This is a genomic window from Amycolatopsis sp. NPDC003861, assembly GCF_053605405.1.
In genome coordinates this window covers 1-16,264 of the sequence record NZ_JBSGJD010000027.1, presented here as the reverse complement: position 1 = coordinate 16,264, position 16,264 = coordinate 1, and the positions used below count along the sequence as shown (strand labels likewise).

Here is a 16,264-nt window from a genome sequence, read left to right as displayed (position 1 = left end):
CTCATCCTCCCGTTTCCCGGCCGAGCCGCCGCAGGATCTCACCCGCCTCGGCCACTGCGCCCTCGACGATCTGCGCCACCGTGGGCAGGTCGTGGATCATGCCCACCACCTGTCCCGACGCTAGCACTCCGGCGTCCGTCCGGCCGTCGACCAGTCCCGCCCGCAGCAGCATCGGGGTGTTGGCCGCCATGACCAGCTGACTCCAGGTCAGATCGTTGCCGTGCTTCATCGCGAAGCCCTCTCGCAGCATCGCAACCGGGGACAGTCCGGTGATATTCCGGAAGCGCAGGGCATTGCGGGCGGCTTGGGCGAGGCCGCGGATCCGGCCGGTGCGTTCGAGCTTGTCGACCAGCTCGGTGCGCAGGACGCGGTGCGGGAGGCCGTCGACCCGCTTGGTGACGACCGTCCCGGTGAGACCCTGCCCGAGGTAAAGGCGCTTGACCTCGTCGGGGACGGTGCTTTCCTTGCTGAGCAGGAACCGGGTGCCCATCGCGACCCCGGCCGCGCCGTAGGCCAGTGCGGCGGCGAGCCCGCGGCCGTCGAAGAACCCGCCCGCCGCGACGACCGGGATGCCGACGGTGTCCAGCACGCTCGGGAGGAGCAGCGTGGTGGCGACGCCCCCGGTGTGCCCGCCGCCTTCGCCGCCTTGGACGATGACGGCGTCCGCGCCCCAGGCGGCGACCTTTTCGGCGTGCCGGGCGGCCCCGACCGACGGGATCACGACGATCCCGTGGTCCCGCAGTTTCGCGATCATCTCCTTCCGCGGCGCGAGCGCGAAGGAAGCGACCTTCACACTCTCGCGGATCAGCAGGTCGACGCGCGCACCGGCGTCGGCCGCGTCGGCGCGGAGGTTCACGCCGAACGGCTTCTCCGTGCGCTTCTTGACCGCGGCGATCGCCGCTTCCAGCTCGGCGAAGGTCATCGTGGCGGAGGCGAGGATGCCCAGCGCGCCCGCTTCGGCCGTCGCCGACACCAGCCGGGGACCGGCGACCCAGCCCATCCCGGTCTGCACGACGGGGTGCTCGACCCCGACCAGCCGGGTGAGCGCGGTCTTCACGCCGGAACTTCCTTATCCCGCAGGTTGTTCGGGTCGATTTCGCGGATCAGCCGCAGTTCCTCTTCGGTCGGCTCGCGGCTGGTTCCGGCGCCGGAGAAGTCGATCGCGAACGCGGTCGCCGCCGACACCTCTTCCCGGGTGACGCCGGGGTGCAGCGACACCGCCCTCAGCGCGTGGTCCGGGCCGCCGAAGCCGAACACCCCGAGGTTGCTCACCACCCGGTGCACGTCGTGGTACTTCTGCGCCGACGCACCGGCTTTGGCCGCGTTGTCGTAGCCGACCCCCGACACGACGTCCACGCTCTCGACGAACACCCGGGTGCTGTGCCGGGGTACCCAGTAGCTGGTGCGGTGGTTGATCGTGTTGCCCGGCGCGCCCCGCACGCCCAGGAGCTGCTTCTTCGGGCGGGCGTGGTCGCCGATGGCGGAGATGTTCTGGTTGCCGTACCGGTCGATCTGGTTGGCGCCCATCACGACGTGCCGGCGGCCGTGCGGGACGATCGTGTCCAGCATCGTGCGGAACGGCTGCCAGCCCTCGACGACGCCGTCGGCGGTGACCAGGTGGGCTTCGCCGTCGGACAGCAGGAGGTCCGGCTCGAAGGTCAGCCGGGCGAGTTTGGCGCCCAGCTGCGGGACCAGGCCCATCGGGCTGGCCAGGATTTCGCCGTCGCCGCGGAAGACCTCGGCCATGGCCACCACGACGATCTCGGCCCGGGTCGCGCTCATGCCGCCTCCGCCTCGAACTTGTCCACTTCGGACAGATACCGCGTCTCGTCCCCGGAGAGGAACCGGTCCACGAACCCCGGCCACGTGTCGAGATCCTTGGCGCAGGCCGCGTAGTGCCGCTGGAACCGCTCGTCGCGGCCGTAGTCCGGCACCGCCGTGGTGAAGTGCGCCCCGCGCGGGGACTCCACCACCCCGGCCACCGCACCGCGGTTGAGCAGCAGCGACTGCACCGGCCCGCCGGAGGTCAGCTCGGCCGTCTCCACCACCTTTTCCACCGACACGAAGCACCGTCCGGCCGCCAAGGCGAACAACTGGTCGAAGTACGGGTCGGGGCCGAGGTACTGGGCGTTGCCGCGGGCGTCGGCCCGGTTGAGGTGGACCAGCGCCACGTCGAGGTGCTGCGCGGGGACCGCGACCAGCTCTTCGCCGTCGTCGTAGGGCGAACGCACGGTGCGCAGGTACGGGTTGGCGCGCATGACTTCGGACCCGAGCCCCGCCCGGGTGGGCAGGAACGGCAGCCGCTGCATCGCCGCCGACAGGGCCGTGCCGAACATGCCCTCGTCGTACTCGGTCACCTCGATCGCCCCGGTCTCGCGAGCGCGGCCGAACCACGGGTCGTACGGGATCGAATCCAGCGTGACGAACCCGAACACGACTCGCTTGACCTTGCCCGCCGCACACAGCAGGCCGACGTCCGGGCCGCCGTAGGAGACGACGGTCAGGTCCTTCACCGGCGTGCGGAGGATGGCGCGGACCAGGGCCATCGGCTTGCGCCGGGAACCCCAGCCGCCGATCCCGATGGTCATGCCGTCCTTCAGCTCGGCCGCCACCTCGTCGACGGTCATGCGCTTATCGGCCATTCAAGAACTCCTCGCGAGCCTCATCGGACGCGCCGAGCAGGTTGAGTTCGAAGGTGAACCCCTGCTCGAAGCGGTAGCTGCGGTGCACCTGCTGGGTGTCGATCCCGTTCAACGCCTCTTTCGCCGCCCGGATCACCCGCGGATCCTTCTTCGCGATGTCCCGCGCGACTTCCAGGGCCGCCTCGTCGAGATCCGCCCGCGGCACCACCTGGTAGACCGACCCGTGCGCGTGCAGTTCGGCGGCGGTGATCTTGCGGGCGGTGAAGTACAGCGTGCGCATGAGGTGCTGCGGCACCAGCCGGGCGAGGTGCGTGGCCGCCCCGAGTGCACCCCGTTCGACTTCCGGCACCCCGAACGTCGCCTCTTCCGAAGCCACGATCACGTCGGCGTTGCCGACCAAGCCGATCCCGCCGCCGAGGCAGAACCCGTGCACCGCGGCGACCACCGGAACTTCGCAGTCGTAGACGGCACCGAAAGCCGCATAGCAGCCGCGGTTCGCGCCGACCAGGGCGTCATAGCCCTCGCTGCGCTGGATCTCCTTGATGTCCACGCCGGCGTTGAACCCGCGGCCTTCCGCGCGCAGGATCACGACGTGCACGTCCGGGTCGCGGCCGGCCTGGGTGATCGCGTCGGCGAGGTCGAACCAGCCTTGGACCGGCAGCGCGTTCACCGGCGGGAAATCGACGGTGACGACCTCGATGTGCCCGTCGCGTTTCGTGAGGATGCCCATCAGCTCGCTCCGTAGACGGGTTCGGGCTCGGGCGCCTGCTCGAGCAGGTCCTTCACCACCGGGCCCAGCTCGGCCGGGTCCCACCGCTCGCCCTTGTCCACGACCGGGCCGTGCCGCCACGCCTGGGCCAGCGAAACCTTGCCGCCCTCGACCTCGAACACCCGCCCGGTGACGTGCCCGGACTCTTCGCTGCCCAGCCACACGACCAGGGGCGAGACGTTCTCCGGCGCCATCGCGTCGAAACCTTCGTCCGGCCGGGCCATCGACGCGAAGACGCCTTCGGTCATCCGGGTGCGGGCGGCCGGCGCGATCGCGTTCACGGTGATGCCGTACCGCGCCAGCTCCGCGGCGGCCACCACGGTCAGCCCGGCGATCCCGGCCTTCGCGGCCGAATAGTTCCCCTGCCCGACGCTGCCGAGCAGTCCGGCACCGGAACTCGTGTTGATCACCCGGGCACTCGGCGTCCGGCCCGCTTTGGCCTCGGCCCGCCAATGCTCCGCCGCGTGCCGCAACGGCGCGAAATGGCCCTTGAGGTGCACTCGGATCACCGCGTCCCACTCGTCCTCGGCGAGGTTGACCAGCATCCGGTCCCGGAGGAAGCCCGCGTTGTTCACCAGTACGTCCAGGCGCCCGAAGTGCTCGACGGCCGTGCCGATCGGTTCGCGCGCCCCGGCCCAATCGGCCACGTCGGAAGTGTTCGCCACCGCCCGCTCACCGATGGCCTCGACGACTTCCGCGGCCGCGTCGGCGTCCACGTCGTTCACCACCACCGACGCCCCTTCGGCCGCGAACGCCAAGGCGTGCGCCCGCCCGATGCCCCGCCCGGCACCGGTCACCACGACCACCCGGCCCTGGCACAACCCGCTCACGAATCCTCCCGATGGTTGACGTCGGCCGCGGCGAGGAACGCCGGGACCTCACCTCCGCCGTGCACGCGCAGCGTCGCGCCGGAAACGTAGGAAGCCAGCCCGGAAGCCAGGAACGCGGCGCAGTGCCCCACCTCTTCGGGCTCGGCCAGCCGGCCCAGCGGCACCGTCTTCCCCACCGCCTCGACCGCCGCCTCACTCCCGTAGTGCAGGTGCGCCTGCTCGGTCCGCACCATCCCGACGTCGAGCGCGTTGACCCGGACTTTCGGCGCCCACTCCACCGCCAGGCTCGCCGTCAGGTTGTCCAGCCCGGCCTTCGCGGCGCCGTAAGCCGCGGTTCCCGGCGAGGGACGGGTGCCGCTGACGCTGGAGATCATCACGATCGAACCGCCGGTTTCCTGCCGCTGCATCACGGCGTTGGCGTGCTGTGCGACCAGCAGTGGAGCCAGCAGGTTCAGCTGGACGACCTTCTCGTGCAGGCGCGGCGACGCCTCCGCGGCCGACACATACGGCGCCCCACCCGCGTTGTTGACCACCACGTCCAGGCGTCCGTGCCGCTCGACGATCCCCTCGACCAGCGAGGCGACGTGCGTCTCGTCGCGGACATCGCACGCGACGAACTCCGCCGGGGTCGGCGCCTCCCGCCGCGCGCACACCACGACCCGGGCACCGTGCGCGAGGAACACGTCGGCGATGCCCCGGCCGACGCCGCGGACGCCTCCGGTGACCAGGACCACCGTCCCGGCCAGGCCCAGCTCCGTCTTCACCGGCACACCACCTTCCGTCCCCAAAACTAGAACATGTTCTCGCTGGGGACAAGGTCGGGAGGCGAGCCGGGAAGCCTCCTACTCCTCGGGCGGGGAGAACTCGTTCCGGGCGATCCGCAGCCCGGAGGCACGCAGCGCGGCCTGCATGGCGAACCGGGCGTCGGGATCGTCGAGGCGAGCACCGAAGGCCTGCTTCAGCTGGCGCACGCGGTAGCGGACCGTCTGCGGGTGCACCGAGAGGTCGACCGCGATCTTCTCGGAGTTGCCGCCGTTCTGCAGCCAGGACAGCAGGGTCTCGCCCAGCCGGCGGCGCGTCCGCTCCGGGAACTGCCCGAGCGGGGCCAGCTCCTGCCGGGCGACCTGCTCGGCCAGCGGCGAGTCCGACAGCAGCCACAGGTCCGTCAGGTGGTCGGTGCACCACGTCACCGGCGTGTCCGGAAGCGATCCGTCCGCCACCAGCCGCAACGCCGTCCGCGCCCAGCGCAGCGAATGCGCCGCCGCGCCGAGGTCGGTCGGCGGCCCGACCGCGACGCGCGTGCCGAGCCGGGTCAGGGCCCGCGCGTCTACCGGGGCGGGGAGCAGCAGGTAGGGCTGCGGGGGATCGAGGTCGGCGAGGACGTCGGAGCCCCACGTGGTGCTCACGGTCGTTTCGGCGGCGACCGCCGCCACCTCGCGGGGCACCGGCCAGCCCGCCGCGTCCGCGAGTTCGGCGAGGACGGCGTCCGGGATGGTGCCCGGCCCGGTCAGCAGGCGCAGCAGCCGCCGGCGCAGGCCCGACCGCGTGCCCTCGATCTCCGCCCACGCCTCGCGGTGCCCCCGGCTCGACATCCGGGCGAGCTCGTCGGCGTAGCCGAAGAGCATCTCGGCCAGCTGCGCCATCACCGCGGAGGACAGCCGGTGCCGCCGGCCCAGCCGCATGATCCAGCGCCAGCCGACCCGGGTGCCGACGCGGTAGGCCGCCTGCAGGTCGTCGAGGGTGCGTCCCTCGCGCGCCTCCCCCGCGCCGAGCCGGCGGCACGTCTCGAACAACCGGTCGCGGGAGGCCAGCGGATCCTCGACCAGGTCCACGAAGAGCTCGACGGCGCACTCGACGCCGTGCCGGGTCCTGCGCCCGTAGAAGCCGTCCCCCGTCCGGGCGTAGACGGGGACCGCCCGCAGGATCTCCCGGACGATCCCGTCCACGAGTGCCGGGAGCGCCGGACGCATCAGGGCGGCCAGCTCTCTCCGCCGGACAACTTCTTCGACGGCATCGCGGGGAGCCGGGACGGGTTGCCGAGCACTGTCGCGGGGCACCAGGGTTCCTCCACCGGAAGGCGGCGACGGACCTTGCTTTACCGGACAGTAAAGCAAGGAGGTCCGTACAGTACACCTCCATGAGCCGGCAGAGTCCTCCTGATCGATCCAGCGCTCGCCGCAGCCCGGCCGCCCGGCCCACCGACGACGAGCTGCTCGACGCCGCCCGCGCCGTGTTCGCCGAGCGGGGCTACGCCCAGGCCACGATGGGCCTGATCGCCGACCGCGCCGATTCCACCAAGCCCACCCTTTACGCGCATTTCGGCGACAAAGCCGCCCTTTTCCGCACCACAGTCCGCCGGGAGGTCGCCGCGTTGCGCGCCTGGGTGATCAGCGCGTACGAAACGGCGAACGCGCGCCCCCTCGAAGAGCGCGTCCGGCTCTCGGTGATGGCCATGTTCGGCTACGCCGGCGCCCACCCGGAAAGCTTCCGGCTGCTGTTCGACTCGGCCGTCGACGAGATGTCGAACGAGCGCCGCGCGCTGGCCGACTCCATCGCCACCCACGTGATCGGGCAGGTGCGCGACCACCTGCGCACGCACGGGCGCCCGGCCGGCCCCGGCGCGGACCTGCTCGGCGAGATGATGGTCGGCCTGGTCGGGCGGGCCGCGATGCACGTGTCCCACTCCCCCGGCCTCGACCCGATCGCCGCCGGGGAACTGGCCACCGGGTTCGTCATGGCCGCGCTGCGCGGGCTGGATCCGGCGCTGCTGGACCGCCTCGACACCCCGCGCCCGGCCGGGCAGTGCGCCACCTGAGCGTCCACATCGGACCGTTTGTCACCGGCTGAACAATTCCCGGCGTTCCGGGGAACCACCTCTTGCCGGGTCCGGCAACCACTGCGACGCTGCGAATCACCGCAAGCGACGCACGCATTTCCGTCCCCCACGGAAAGCGCTTGCCGACCCCTTTTCCCACAACGAGGTGTGATCAGCCATGATTCGCGTCCCCAAGAAACGCCTGTTTTCCGCCGCGGCCGCCGTCGGACTCGCCGTCGCCGGGCTCACCGTGGCCGCCGCGCCCGCCGCTTCGGCGGCGCCGTGCACCGACATCGACGTCCCAGTGGCGCGCGGCACCGGCGAACCCGGCACGCTGGGCCTCATCGTCGGCGACCCGGTGTTCTCGGCCGTGCAGAACCGGTTGCGCCCGCGGTCGGTGAGCAGCTACCGCGTCGACTACCCGGCCGACCTCGGCCAGCCGGCCTCGGTGCAGAAGGGCAACACCGACCTGGTCGACCACGTGCGGACGCAGGCCGCGGCCTGCCCGTCGCAGCGGTTCGTCCTCGTCGGCTACTCCCAGGGCGCCAACGTCGTCGACAACTCGATCGGCATCAGCAGCGCCGGCGCGGTCGTCGGCGGCCCGATCGCCGCGACCATCCCGGCGGACCTGGCGCCCCGGATCGCGGCGATCCTGTTGTTCGGCAACCCGATCCGCGCGATCGGCCGCTCGGTCACCGGCACCTACCAGAGCCGCACCAAGGACTACTGCGCCCTGGGCGACCCGATCTGCCAGGCGGGCGGCTTCAACATCCTGGCCCACCTGAGCTACGGCGGCGACGCCAACGACGCGGCCGCCTTCGCCGCGGGCAAGGTCTGACGGAACGCGGGTGGCCGCCTCGGGTCCCCCCGAGGTGGCCACCCGGATTCCCTCAGCAGTTCGCCGGGGCCGGATCCCCGTTGAACCGCTTCACGATCCACTGGTGCGCGTCGGCGTTGCCGGCGAGGATCCCGCTGGCGTGGTCGGCCAGGTAGGTGGTCCACTGCTCGCGCACCCCGGCCGCGCAGTACGCCCGGTGCAGCGTTTCCGCCTGCGGGGTGTTGACGATTTCGTCGATGCTCGCGTGGTACTGGAACACCGGCACCCGCGGCGGGTGGGCGCCCAGCTTGTTCTGCGCCAGCCGCGCCTGCCACACCGGGGTGTCCAGCGGGTTCGACGTCGTGTAGTCGCTGATCTTCTTGAACGGATAGTTCAGCAGCAGTTCCGCGACGCACGCGTTCTTCTTGGCGTCACCCAATTGCTGCCGGCCGGTGTCGTTGAGGAAGGAATCGAGCCGCAGATCCGGGTACGCGGCGTCGAGCCCGACCGCGGCGAAGGCCAGGAACCCGAAGCCGAGGTACCCGTCGAGGCCCTTCGCGACTTCGGTCAGGTCCGCCGGCACCCCGCCCGCGACGACGCCGACGACGTTCAGCTCCGGCGCGTACGCGGGCTGCTTCTCCCCGGCCCACATCGATCCACCGCCGCCCTGCGAATAGCCCTGGAAGATCACCTTGGCGCTCTTCGAAAGCCGGGCGGACGGGAGGTCCTGCGCCGCCCGCACCGAGTCGATCACGACGGGGCCCATGGACTGCCCGGTGATGTAGGTCGGCACAGTCGTCGGCGAGTAGCCCTCGTAGTCGGTCACCGCGACCGCGTAGCCGCTGGACAGCGAGTCGTTGATGGCGGGCTGGTCGTACAGCGTGCCGCGTTCCATCGCCTTGGACGCCGTGCACTTGAACGCCGGGCCCTGCGTGCCGACCGCGTAACCGACGATCGGCGCCTTGGCCGGGTCCACGCCCTTCGGCACGAGGATGGTCCCGGTCACCGCATTGCGGTTCCCGAGCGCGTTGGTCGACAGGTACATCACCTGCCAGGCGTCCGCGTTCAGCGCGTTCAGCAGCGGCACGGTGGGCCGCCAGCGGATGACGTCACCGGGTTTCCCGGCCGGCAGCGGGGACGGCGGGGTGTAGAAGGAGTCGTCGAACGGCCCGGGCAGCAGCGGCGCCGCCCCGGCGGGCGCACTCGCCACCGCGACACCCAGCGCCACCAGGCAGCAGGTCAGGAGCGCCGAAAGCACAGCGCGACATCGGGCAGGCTTCACCACAACCTCCATCGGGGAAAGGGGACTGCGCTCAGGCCGGGAGACCCAGCGCGCCGGCCAGCACCGGCCAGGACTGGTGCAGGGCCCGCTGCCAGTACGGCCAGCTGTGGGTGCCGGCCCCGTAGTAGTCGACGGTCACCGGGATGCCGGCGGTCCGCAGGCGGTCGGTGAAGCTGCGGGACGACATCTCCGCCGTCGACTCCAGGAAGTCCGCCTGGTTCGGCGGGTCGAGCGGCCCGGTCTGCCCGTTGCCGCAGGAGACGTAGAGCGCGGTGCCGCGCAGCTGGTCGATGTGGTCGTACGGGTTGTTGGCCGTCCAGATCGTCTTCAGGCCGAACGCGTCGCCCCAGAGGTCGAGGTAGTTGAAGAACCCGCCGCGCGCCAGGATGCCGATGATCCAGACCGGCAGCCCCGGGTACAGCGTGTTCGGCACCCCGCTGTAGGACGCGGCCGCGCCGAACATCCCCGGGTGCTTGAAGGCGTACGCCATCGCGCCGTACCCGCCGATCGACAGCCCGGCCACCGCCCGGCGCGTGCCGCCACGGTAGCCGCGCTCGACGATCTGGCGCACTTCGGCGGTGTGGAAGGTGTCCCAGTCAGGGGTGTTCCGGAGACCGAAGTTCCACCACTTCGTGTACATCCCGGCCGCCCCGTCGGTCGGCATCACGACCAGCGCGTCCTTGGTCGCGGTGAACGCCTTGACGTCGGTGAACTGGTCCCACGAGCGGTAGTCGACCGGTTCGCAGCAGCCGTGCAGCAGGAACAGCACGGGCCAGGTCCGCGTCGGCTGCGCCGCCCACCCGGACGGCACGATCAGCCGCACCATCCCGGTGGTGCCCAGGGCGGGCGAGCTGATCTGCAGGTCGACCGTCCGGGCGTCCACCCAGGTCTCTTGGACGACCTTCGCGCCGTCGTCGGCCACGGCCGGGCTCGCCTGTGCGGGTGCCACGGCACCGCCGAGCAGGAGGACGACGGACAGCGCCAGCAAGGCGATCCGCTTCATAGGGGCTCCTCAAAGGGGGATGTTTCCGTGTTTCCGGGCCGGCAGGCTCTGGCGTTTGGTGCGCAGCATCCGCAGGGCCCGCGCCACCTGGAGGCGGGTCTGCGACGGCGTGACGACCTGGTCGACGTACCCGCGTTCGGCCGCCAGGTACGGGCCGCCGTGGCGCTTGCGGTACTCGTCGGTGAGCCGGCGGCGGGCCGGCTCCCGCTCCTCCGGCGGCAGCCCGGCCAGCTCACGCCGGTAGAGCACGCGCACCGCGCCTTCGGCGCCCATCACCGCGATCTCCGCGGTGGGCCAGGCCAGCACGACGTCGGCGCCGAGGTGCTTGGAGCCCATCACCGCGTAGCCGCCGCCGTAGGCCTTGCGGACCACGACGGTCACCTTCGGCACGGTCGCTTCGGAGTAGGCGTAGATCAGCTTGGCGCCGCGGCGGATGATCCCGCCGCGTTCCTGGCCGGTGCCCGGCAGGTAGCCGGGGACGTCGGCCAGGGTGAGCAGCGGGATCGAAAACGCGTCGCAGAAGCGCACGAACCGGGCGGCCTTCTCCGACGCGTCGATGTCGAGCACGCCGGCCTGGTGCCGCGGCTGGTTGGCGACGACCCCGACGGTGTGGCCCTGCACCCGCCCGAACCCGCAGAGCATGTTGGCCGCGAAGCCGCTGTGCACCTCGGTGAACTCGCCGTCGTCGACCAGCGCGGCGATCAGCTCGGTCATGTCGTAGGTCTGGTGCGGCGAGTCGGGCACCAGCCGGTCGAGCGCGAGGTCGGTGGCAGTGAGGCCGGCGCTGGTGTCGTCGGCGTACGCGGGCGCGGGGTCGAGGTTGTTCGCGGGCAGGTACCCGAGCAGCGTCTGCACCCAGTCGACGGCGTCCTGTTCGTCGACGGCCCGGTGGTGGGCGTTGCCGGCGACCTCGCTCTGCACGGCCGCCCCGCCGAGTTCCTGCGCGGTGACGTGCTCCCCGGTGACGGCCTGCACGACGTCCGGGCCGGTGACGAACATGTGCGAGGTGTCGTCGACCATCACGGTGAAGTCGGTCATCGCCGGCGCGTAGACGGCACCGCCGGCGCACGGGCCCATGATCATCGAGATCTGCGGGATGACCCCGGAGGCGTGCGCGGTGCGGCGCCCGAGTTCGGCGTAGTAGGCCAGCGAGACGACGCCTTCCTGGATCCGCGCGCCGCCGGAGTCGTTGATCCCGACGACCGGGCAGCCGATGGTCATGGCCAGGTCCATCAGCTTGAGCACCTTCTCGCCGGAGACCTCGCCGAGGCTGCCGCCGAAGACGCTGAAGTCCTGGGAGAACACGCAGATCTGCCGCCCGTCGACGGTGCCGTGCCCGGTGACGACGCCGTCGCCCCACGGCCGGTTCGTGTCCATCCCGAACTCGCCGCACCGGTGCCGCGCGAACTGGTCGGCCTCCACGAAGGACCCGGGGTCCAGCAGCAGCGCGATCCGCTCGCGCGCGGTCAGCTTCCCCTTGGCGTGCTGCCGGTCGACGGCCTTCTTTTCGGCGATCCGGACGGCTTCGTCCTGCCGGGCGGCGAGATCGGCGATCCGGAACGCGGTGGTCGGGGTGAGCTCGTCCATCACCGCACCACCGCCCCGAGCCGTTCGGCCAGCACCGCCACGTGCGGTGGATCGATCATGGACACGTGATCACCGGGAACCCGGACGACTTCGAGGTCACGGCAGTGCTCGTCCCACCCGAGGGCGTCGTCGGCGCGCAGGTACCGCGGGTCCAGTGCGGTGGTGAGCGGGTGCGGTTCCTGCGCGCGCAGCAGGACCACACGCCCGTCGTAGGGTTCCGGCGTGTACCGCTCGGCCACCCGGGCGTCCACATAGGACTCGTGTTGGTGTTTGAGGACACCGGCGCCCATGTCCGGCACCTGCTCGGTGAGCTTGGCCATGACCCGGTGGATCTGGGCGTCTTCGTCGAGCTCCGCCAGTTCCTCGCGGGGCACCTCGAACGGGACGCCGTAGGTCCGGGAAATGTGGTCGGCGAACCGGTCGAAGCGGTCCAGGAGCTGGTCGGCCGGGGCGCCGGTGGCGGGCAGCGGCAGGATGGTGTCGATGAGGAAGACGAGTTCGGCGCCGTTCAGCCGACGCGCGGTCTCGTAGGCGAGGCAGCCGCCGAACGACCAGCCGCCCAGCCGGTAGGGGCCGTGGGGCTGGATGTCCCGGATCAGTTCGGCGTACCGGGCGGCTTTGCCTTCGACGGTCTGCTCGTCGTCGAGGCGCTCGAAAGCATAGACGGGCCGGCCTTCGGGGAGCAGCCGGGCGAGTTCGCGGTAGACGCTCGCGGTGCCGCCGGCGGGGTGGAAGAGGAAGACGGGCTCGTCGCCGACGCCGTCCCGGAGGAGCCGCACCGGGCCGCCACCGTGGCCTTCGAGCTCGGCGCGCAGGAGATCGGCCATCGCGGCGATGGTGGGCGTGGCGAAGAGCCGGTCTTCGCCGGGGACGTCGGTGAGGTGTTCGGCGAAGGCGGCCCTGAGCTGCCGGGCCTGGGCGGGGTCGCCGCCGAAGCGGTCGTGGACGCCCGGTTCGGGACCGCCGAGGACGGCTCGCCAGTGCCGGGCCACCCACCGCTCGGCGGGATCCCGCGGCCCGGTGACGACCGGCGCGGCAGCCGGCGCAGCCGCCCCGAAGCCCGCTTCCTCGGCCAGATGCGCGGCAAGCTCCGCCAAGCTGGCTCCCCGCAGCAACAGCGGAATCGGCAACGGCACCCCGAAGTCCCGCTCCACCGCGCCGCGAGCCCGCATCGCCGAGAGCGAATCCAGCCCCAGCCGCGTGAGCGGTACCGTCCGGTCGACCTCCGCCAACCCCAGCAGGTCCGCGATCAACCCCGCCAAGTGCGCGGCGATCGCCTCGCGGGCCGCCTCCGGGGTGGCCGAGCGCAGTGCGTCCAGACCGTCCCAAGTGGACGTTGAGGCCCCCGGCGAGAAGAGCGCGAAGAACGGCCGCTCCCCCAGCCGCGGGAACAGCTCCAGCACCGTTCCCGAGTCCACCCGGGCCACCCCGGTCGCCGCCCGGTCCCGCGCCAGCACGAATTCCAGGGCCGACAGCGCTTCCTCGGTGCCGAGCGGCTCCAGCACCGGGTTGGCCGACCCGGCCGCCGCACCGACCTCGCCCCACGCGCCCCAGCCGATCGTCGCCGCCGGGAGCCCCTGGGCGCGGCGCCAGCCGACGAGCGCATCGGCCCACGCGTTCGCCGTCGCGTACGCGGCCTGGCCCGGTGATCCGAACAATGCCGCCGCCGAGGAGTACACCAGCCACCAGTCGAGGTCGTGCCCCGCCGTCGCCTCGTGCAGCCGCCACGCGCCCAGCGCCTTCGGCCGCCAGACCGCGTCGAGCGCGTCGCCGTCGAGGCTGATCGCGGCGCCGTCGGCCAGGACACCGGCAGCGTGCAGCACCCCGCGAAGCGGCACGCCTCCTTCGACGGCCGCCGCGACCAGGCTTTCGGCCGTGCCCGGGGCGGCGATGTCGCCGGGCACCACGCGGACGTCGAGGCCCAGCCCGGGATCGGCGGCGTGCCTGCTGTTCAGCACCAGCCGCGTCGCGCCGCGCGCGGCCAGCCACCGCGCCGCGGCCAGGCCCAGGCCGCCGAGGCCGCCGGTGATGATGTAGGCGCCGTCGCGGACCGGCTCGCGCACCGGGTCGCCGAGCGCAGGACGGCTCAGCCGCCGCGTGTACCGGACGCCGTGGCGCCAGGCGACTTCGTCGTCCGGCCCGTCCGCGCGGACCTCGTCCCGCAGCCGGTCCAGCCCGTCGACGTGGCTCACCCGCAGTTCGGGGTGCTCGAAGGCGAGCACGCGCACGAGCCCGCGCAGCGCGGCCAACGCCGGATCGCCCCGCTCGCCGGGCTCGATGGCGTGCGCTCCGGAACTCACCAGCCACAACCTGGGCGTGACGGGCAGTTCGGCCAGCTCGGCGACGACCCCGGCCAAGGTCTCGACCAGCCGCGCCCCGCGCGCCGGATCGGGCTCCGCCGCGGCGCCGAGCAGGGCGAGGACCGCGGCCGGCTCGCCGTCACGCAACAGTTTCGCGAGCTCGGCCCGATCGCCGAGGCGGGTGGTCCGGACGTCTTCGCCCGCGAACTCGCGATCGTCGTCCGAAAGCACGATCCAGCGCTGCTCGCGGGGGCGCCCCCCGTTTTCCACTCTACCGGCCGGCACCGACAATTCCGGGGCGGCGGGCAGCGGCGTCGGCTGCCAGGCCGCCTCGAACAGCAGCCGGGCCAGCGCCGCGTCGCGGTAGGGGCGGCAGTAGACGTCGCGGAATTCGACCAGGACGACGTCGTCGGCGTCGACCAGCTGGACGCTGCCGAGCACGCCGTCGCCGGACTCTTTCAGCACCGCGTCCACCCGCACGCCGCGGCCGGGGTCGCCGGCGACCACCACCTCCCCCACGCTGAGCGGCAGGTAGAGCGCGTCCGCCTCGCCGACGGCCGCGGCCAGCGCGTGCAGGCAGGCGTCGGCGAGCGCGGGGTGCAGCACGTACGCGGGATGACCGGTGTCCGGCTGCGCGATCGACGCCGACGCGCGCCCGGGCGCGGCGGTCACCCTGCGCAGGCCGCGGAACGCCGGGCCGTAGGACTGCCCCAGCTCGGCCAGCGCCCGGTAGACGTCGACCGGTTCCCCGGCGGTTTCCCCGAACGGCGCCGACGGTGTGCCGCCGGTGCCGATCCGCGCGGTCGCGTGCCGGGTCCACTGTCCGGTTCTCGTGTGGACACTCAGCTCGCTGCCGCGGAGCGTCGTGGTCACCTCGGTGTGGTCGCCGAGCGGGAGGACTTCCTGCAGTTCGAGGTCCTGGACGCGGCCGCCCGGACCGGCCGCGGCGAGCGCGAGTTCGAGGAAACCGGTGGCCGGGAACACCGGGACGTCCCGGACGGTGTGGTCGGCCAGCCACGGCAACGCGGCCGTGCCGACGTCGCCGCGCCACAAGTGCCCGCCGCCGGGGTCCTCGATGTGCACGCCGAGCAGCGGGTGGGCGCCGCCGGCGCGGACGGTCCGGCGCGGCCAGAAGCGCTCGTGCCGCCAGACCGGACCGGGCAGCTCGACCGGCGGCGTCTGCGGCCGGGCGGCCAGCACGCCGGGGTGGCCGAGGACGTGCAGCCGGGCCAGGCTGGTCAGGAACGCCGTCCGCTCGTCGATCCGTCGGCTCCCCGAGGGCAGGCCGAAGACGCCGGACTGCTCGAGCGCGGCCAGGGCCACGGGGTGCGGCGAGATTTCGACGAAGACGGTGTGCCCGTCGGCGGCCGCCGCGGCGACGGCCTGGCTGAACCGCACCGGGCGGCGCAGGTTCGCCGCCCAGTATTCGACGTCGAAGGCGGGCGGCTCGTCGTGAACACTGCTGTAGCACCGGACTTTCGGTGTTGCGGGGGTCAGCCCCGCCACCGCTTCGCGGAACGGGCCGAGCACCGGCTCGACGGCCGCGGAGTGCCCGGCGCCCCCGACCGGGAGCCGCCGGGCGAGCCGGCCGAGGCCTTCGGCGTGCGCGACCACGGCTTCGACGTCGTCGGCGGCCCCGCTGATCGTGCACTGGGTGGGCGAGGCGTAGACGGCGATGGTGATGTCGGGGAATTCGGCGAGCTCGGCGGCCGTGAGTTCGACGACGGCCATCGCCCCGCCACCGCGCTCGTCGAGTTCGGCGAGCAGCCGCGCCCGGGCGGCCATGACCTTCAGGCCGTCGGCAACGTCGAGCGCCCCGGCCACGACGGCCGCGGCCACCTCACCCATCGAGTGCCCGAGCACGGCGGCGGGCACGACCTGGTGCGCCCGCCAGAGAGCGGCCAGGGCGAGCTGCACGCCGAACAGGGCGAGCTGGGTCGCGGCGAGGTCGGGCAGGTCGTGCTCGAGCGCGTCGCGCAGCGAGAACCCGGCTTCGGCGCGGAAAACCGGGTCGAGTGCCTCGATCTCGCCCCGGAACGCCGGTTCGGCGCGCAGCAGCTGACGTCCCATCCCGGACCACTGCGAGCCATAGCCGGAGAAGACGAAGACCACGCCAGCGTCACCCGAGCTCGCACCCGCCTCGAGACGCCCCAATGTGGCGTTGGGTGCCGGCGGCCAGGTCTCGCACAGCCTCGACCCCCACGTCGCGGCTCTCCCCC

General features: G+C 72.5%; 13 protein-coding genes. 2 read left to right on the top strand and 11 right to left on the bottom strand.

The genetic code is table 11. The features are described from left to right. Position 1 precedes the first annotated feature (1 nt). From ACWEVN_RS10115 to ACWEVN_RS10085, 7 genes are all read right to left on the bottom strand, one after another. Positions 2–1,057, bottom strand: a complete 1,056-nt coding sequence (locus tag ACWEVN_RS10115) for an NAD(P)H-dependent flavin oxidoreductase (protein WP_452050987.1) — start codon at positions 1,055–1,057, stop codon at positions 2–4. Beyond that, positions 1,054–1,782 (bottom strand): CoA-transferase subunit beta, encoded by a 729-nt coding sequence (locus ACWEVN_RS10110; RefSeq protein WP_452050986.1) that lies wholly within the window; start codon positions 1,780–1,782, stop codon positions 1,054–1,056. Before ACWEVN_RS10110 ends, ACWEVN_RS10115 begins: the two co-directional genes overlap by 4 nt. Then, positions 1,779–2,642: a CoA transferase subunit A gene (locus ACWEVN_RS10105; protein ID WP_452050985.1), complete on the bottom strand. Its 864-nt coding sequence runs from the start codon at positions 2,640–2,642 to the stop codon at positions 1,779–1,781. The genes ACWEVN_RS10110 and ACWEVN_RS10105 overlap by 4 nt, the downstream gene beginning before the upstream one ends. After that, positions 2,632–3,372: an enoyl-CoA hydratase family protein gene (locus ACWEVN_RS10100; protein WP_452050984.1), complete on the bottom strand. Its 741-nt coding sequence runs from the start codon at positions 3,370–3,372 to the stop codon at positions 2,632–2,634. The genes ACWEVN_RS10105 and ACWEVN_RS10100 overlap by 11 nt, the downstream gene beginning before the upstream one ends. After that, positions 3,372–4,241 (bottom strand): SDR family oxidoreductase, encoded by an 870-nt coding sequence (locus tag ACWEVN_RS10095; protein WP_452050983.1) that lies wholly within the window; start codon positions 4,239–4,241, stop codon positions 3,372–3,374. Before ACWEVN_RS10095 ends, ACWEVN_RS10100 begins: the two co-directional genes overlap by 1 nt. After that, a complete protein-coding gene (locus tag ACWEVN_RS10090; protein ID WP_452050982.1) occupies positions 4,238–5,005 on the bottom strand; it encodes an SDR family oxidoreductase in 768 nt (255 codons plus the stop codon). Before ACWEVN_RS10090 ends, ACWEVN_RS10095 begins: the two co-directional genes overlap by 4 nt. Positions 5,006–5,083: 78 nt before the next feature. Continuing rightward, positions 5,084–6,211 (bottom strand): PucR family transcriptional regulator, encoded by a 1,128-nt coding sequence (locus ACWEVN_RS10085; protein WP_452050981.1) that lies wholly within the window; start codon positions 6,209–6,211, stop codon positions 5,084–5,086. 167 nt (positions 6,212–6,378) lie between these two features. On the opposite strand from ACWEVN_RS10085, the gene ACWEVN_RS10080 reads away from it, so the two are divergent. Continuing rightward, positions 6,379–7,056, top strand: coding sequence for a TetR/AcrR family transcriptional regulator (locus ACWEVN_RS10080; protein ID WP_310975455.1), 678 nt, complete (start codon positions 6,379–6,381; stop codon positions 7,054–7,056). A 178-nt stretch (positions 7,057–7,234) separates the two neighbouring features. Then, positions 7,235–7,894 (top strand): cutinase family protein, encoded by a 660-nt coding sequence (locus ACWEVN_RS10075; protein ID WP_452050980.1) that lies wholly within the window; start codon positions 7,235–7,237, stop codon positions 7,892–7,894. A 52-nt stretch (positions 7,895–7,946) separates the two neighbouring features. Here ACWEVN_RS10075 and ACWEVN_RS10070 read toward each other — a convergent pair whose 3' ends face one another. The 4 genes from ACWEVN_RS10070 to ACWEVN_RS10055 are packed head-to-tail and all read right to left on the bottom strand — an operon-like array spanning position 7,947 to position 16,157. Next, positions 7,947–9,167, bottom strand: a complete 1,221-nt coding sequence (locus ACWEVN_RS10070) for a lipase family protein (protein ID WP_452050979.1) — start codon at positions 9,165–9,167, stop codon at positions 7,947–7,949. Positions 9,168–9,186: 19 nt separating this feature from the next. Continuing rightward, the gene (locus ACWEVN_RS10065; protein WP_452050978.1) at positions 9,187–10,158 is read right to left on the bottom strand and encodes an alpha/beta hydrolase; all 972 of its coding nucleotides are present in this window, start codon (positions 10,156–10,158) and stop codon (positions 9,187–9,189) included. A 9-nt stretch (positions 10,159–10,167) separates the two neighbouring features. Then, positions 10,168–11,745, bottom strand: a complete 1,578-nt coding sequence (locus tag ACWEVN_RS10060; RefSeq protein ID WP_452050977.1) for an acyl-CoA carboxylase subunit beta — start codon at positions 11,743–11,745, stop codon at positions 10,168–10,170. Beyond that, on the bottom strand, positions 11,745–16,157 hold the full coding sequence (locus ACWEVN_RS10055; protein WP_452050976.1) for an acyltransferase domain-containing protein: 4,413 nt from the start codon (positions 16,155–16,157) through the stop codon (positions 11,745–11,747). The genes ACWEVN_RS10060 and ACWEVN_RS10055 overlap by 1 nt, the downstream gene beginning before the upstream one ends. Positions 16,158–16,264: the final 107 nt, after the last annotated feature.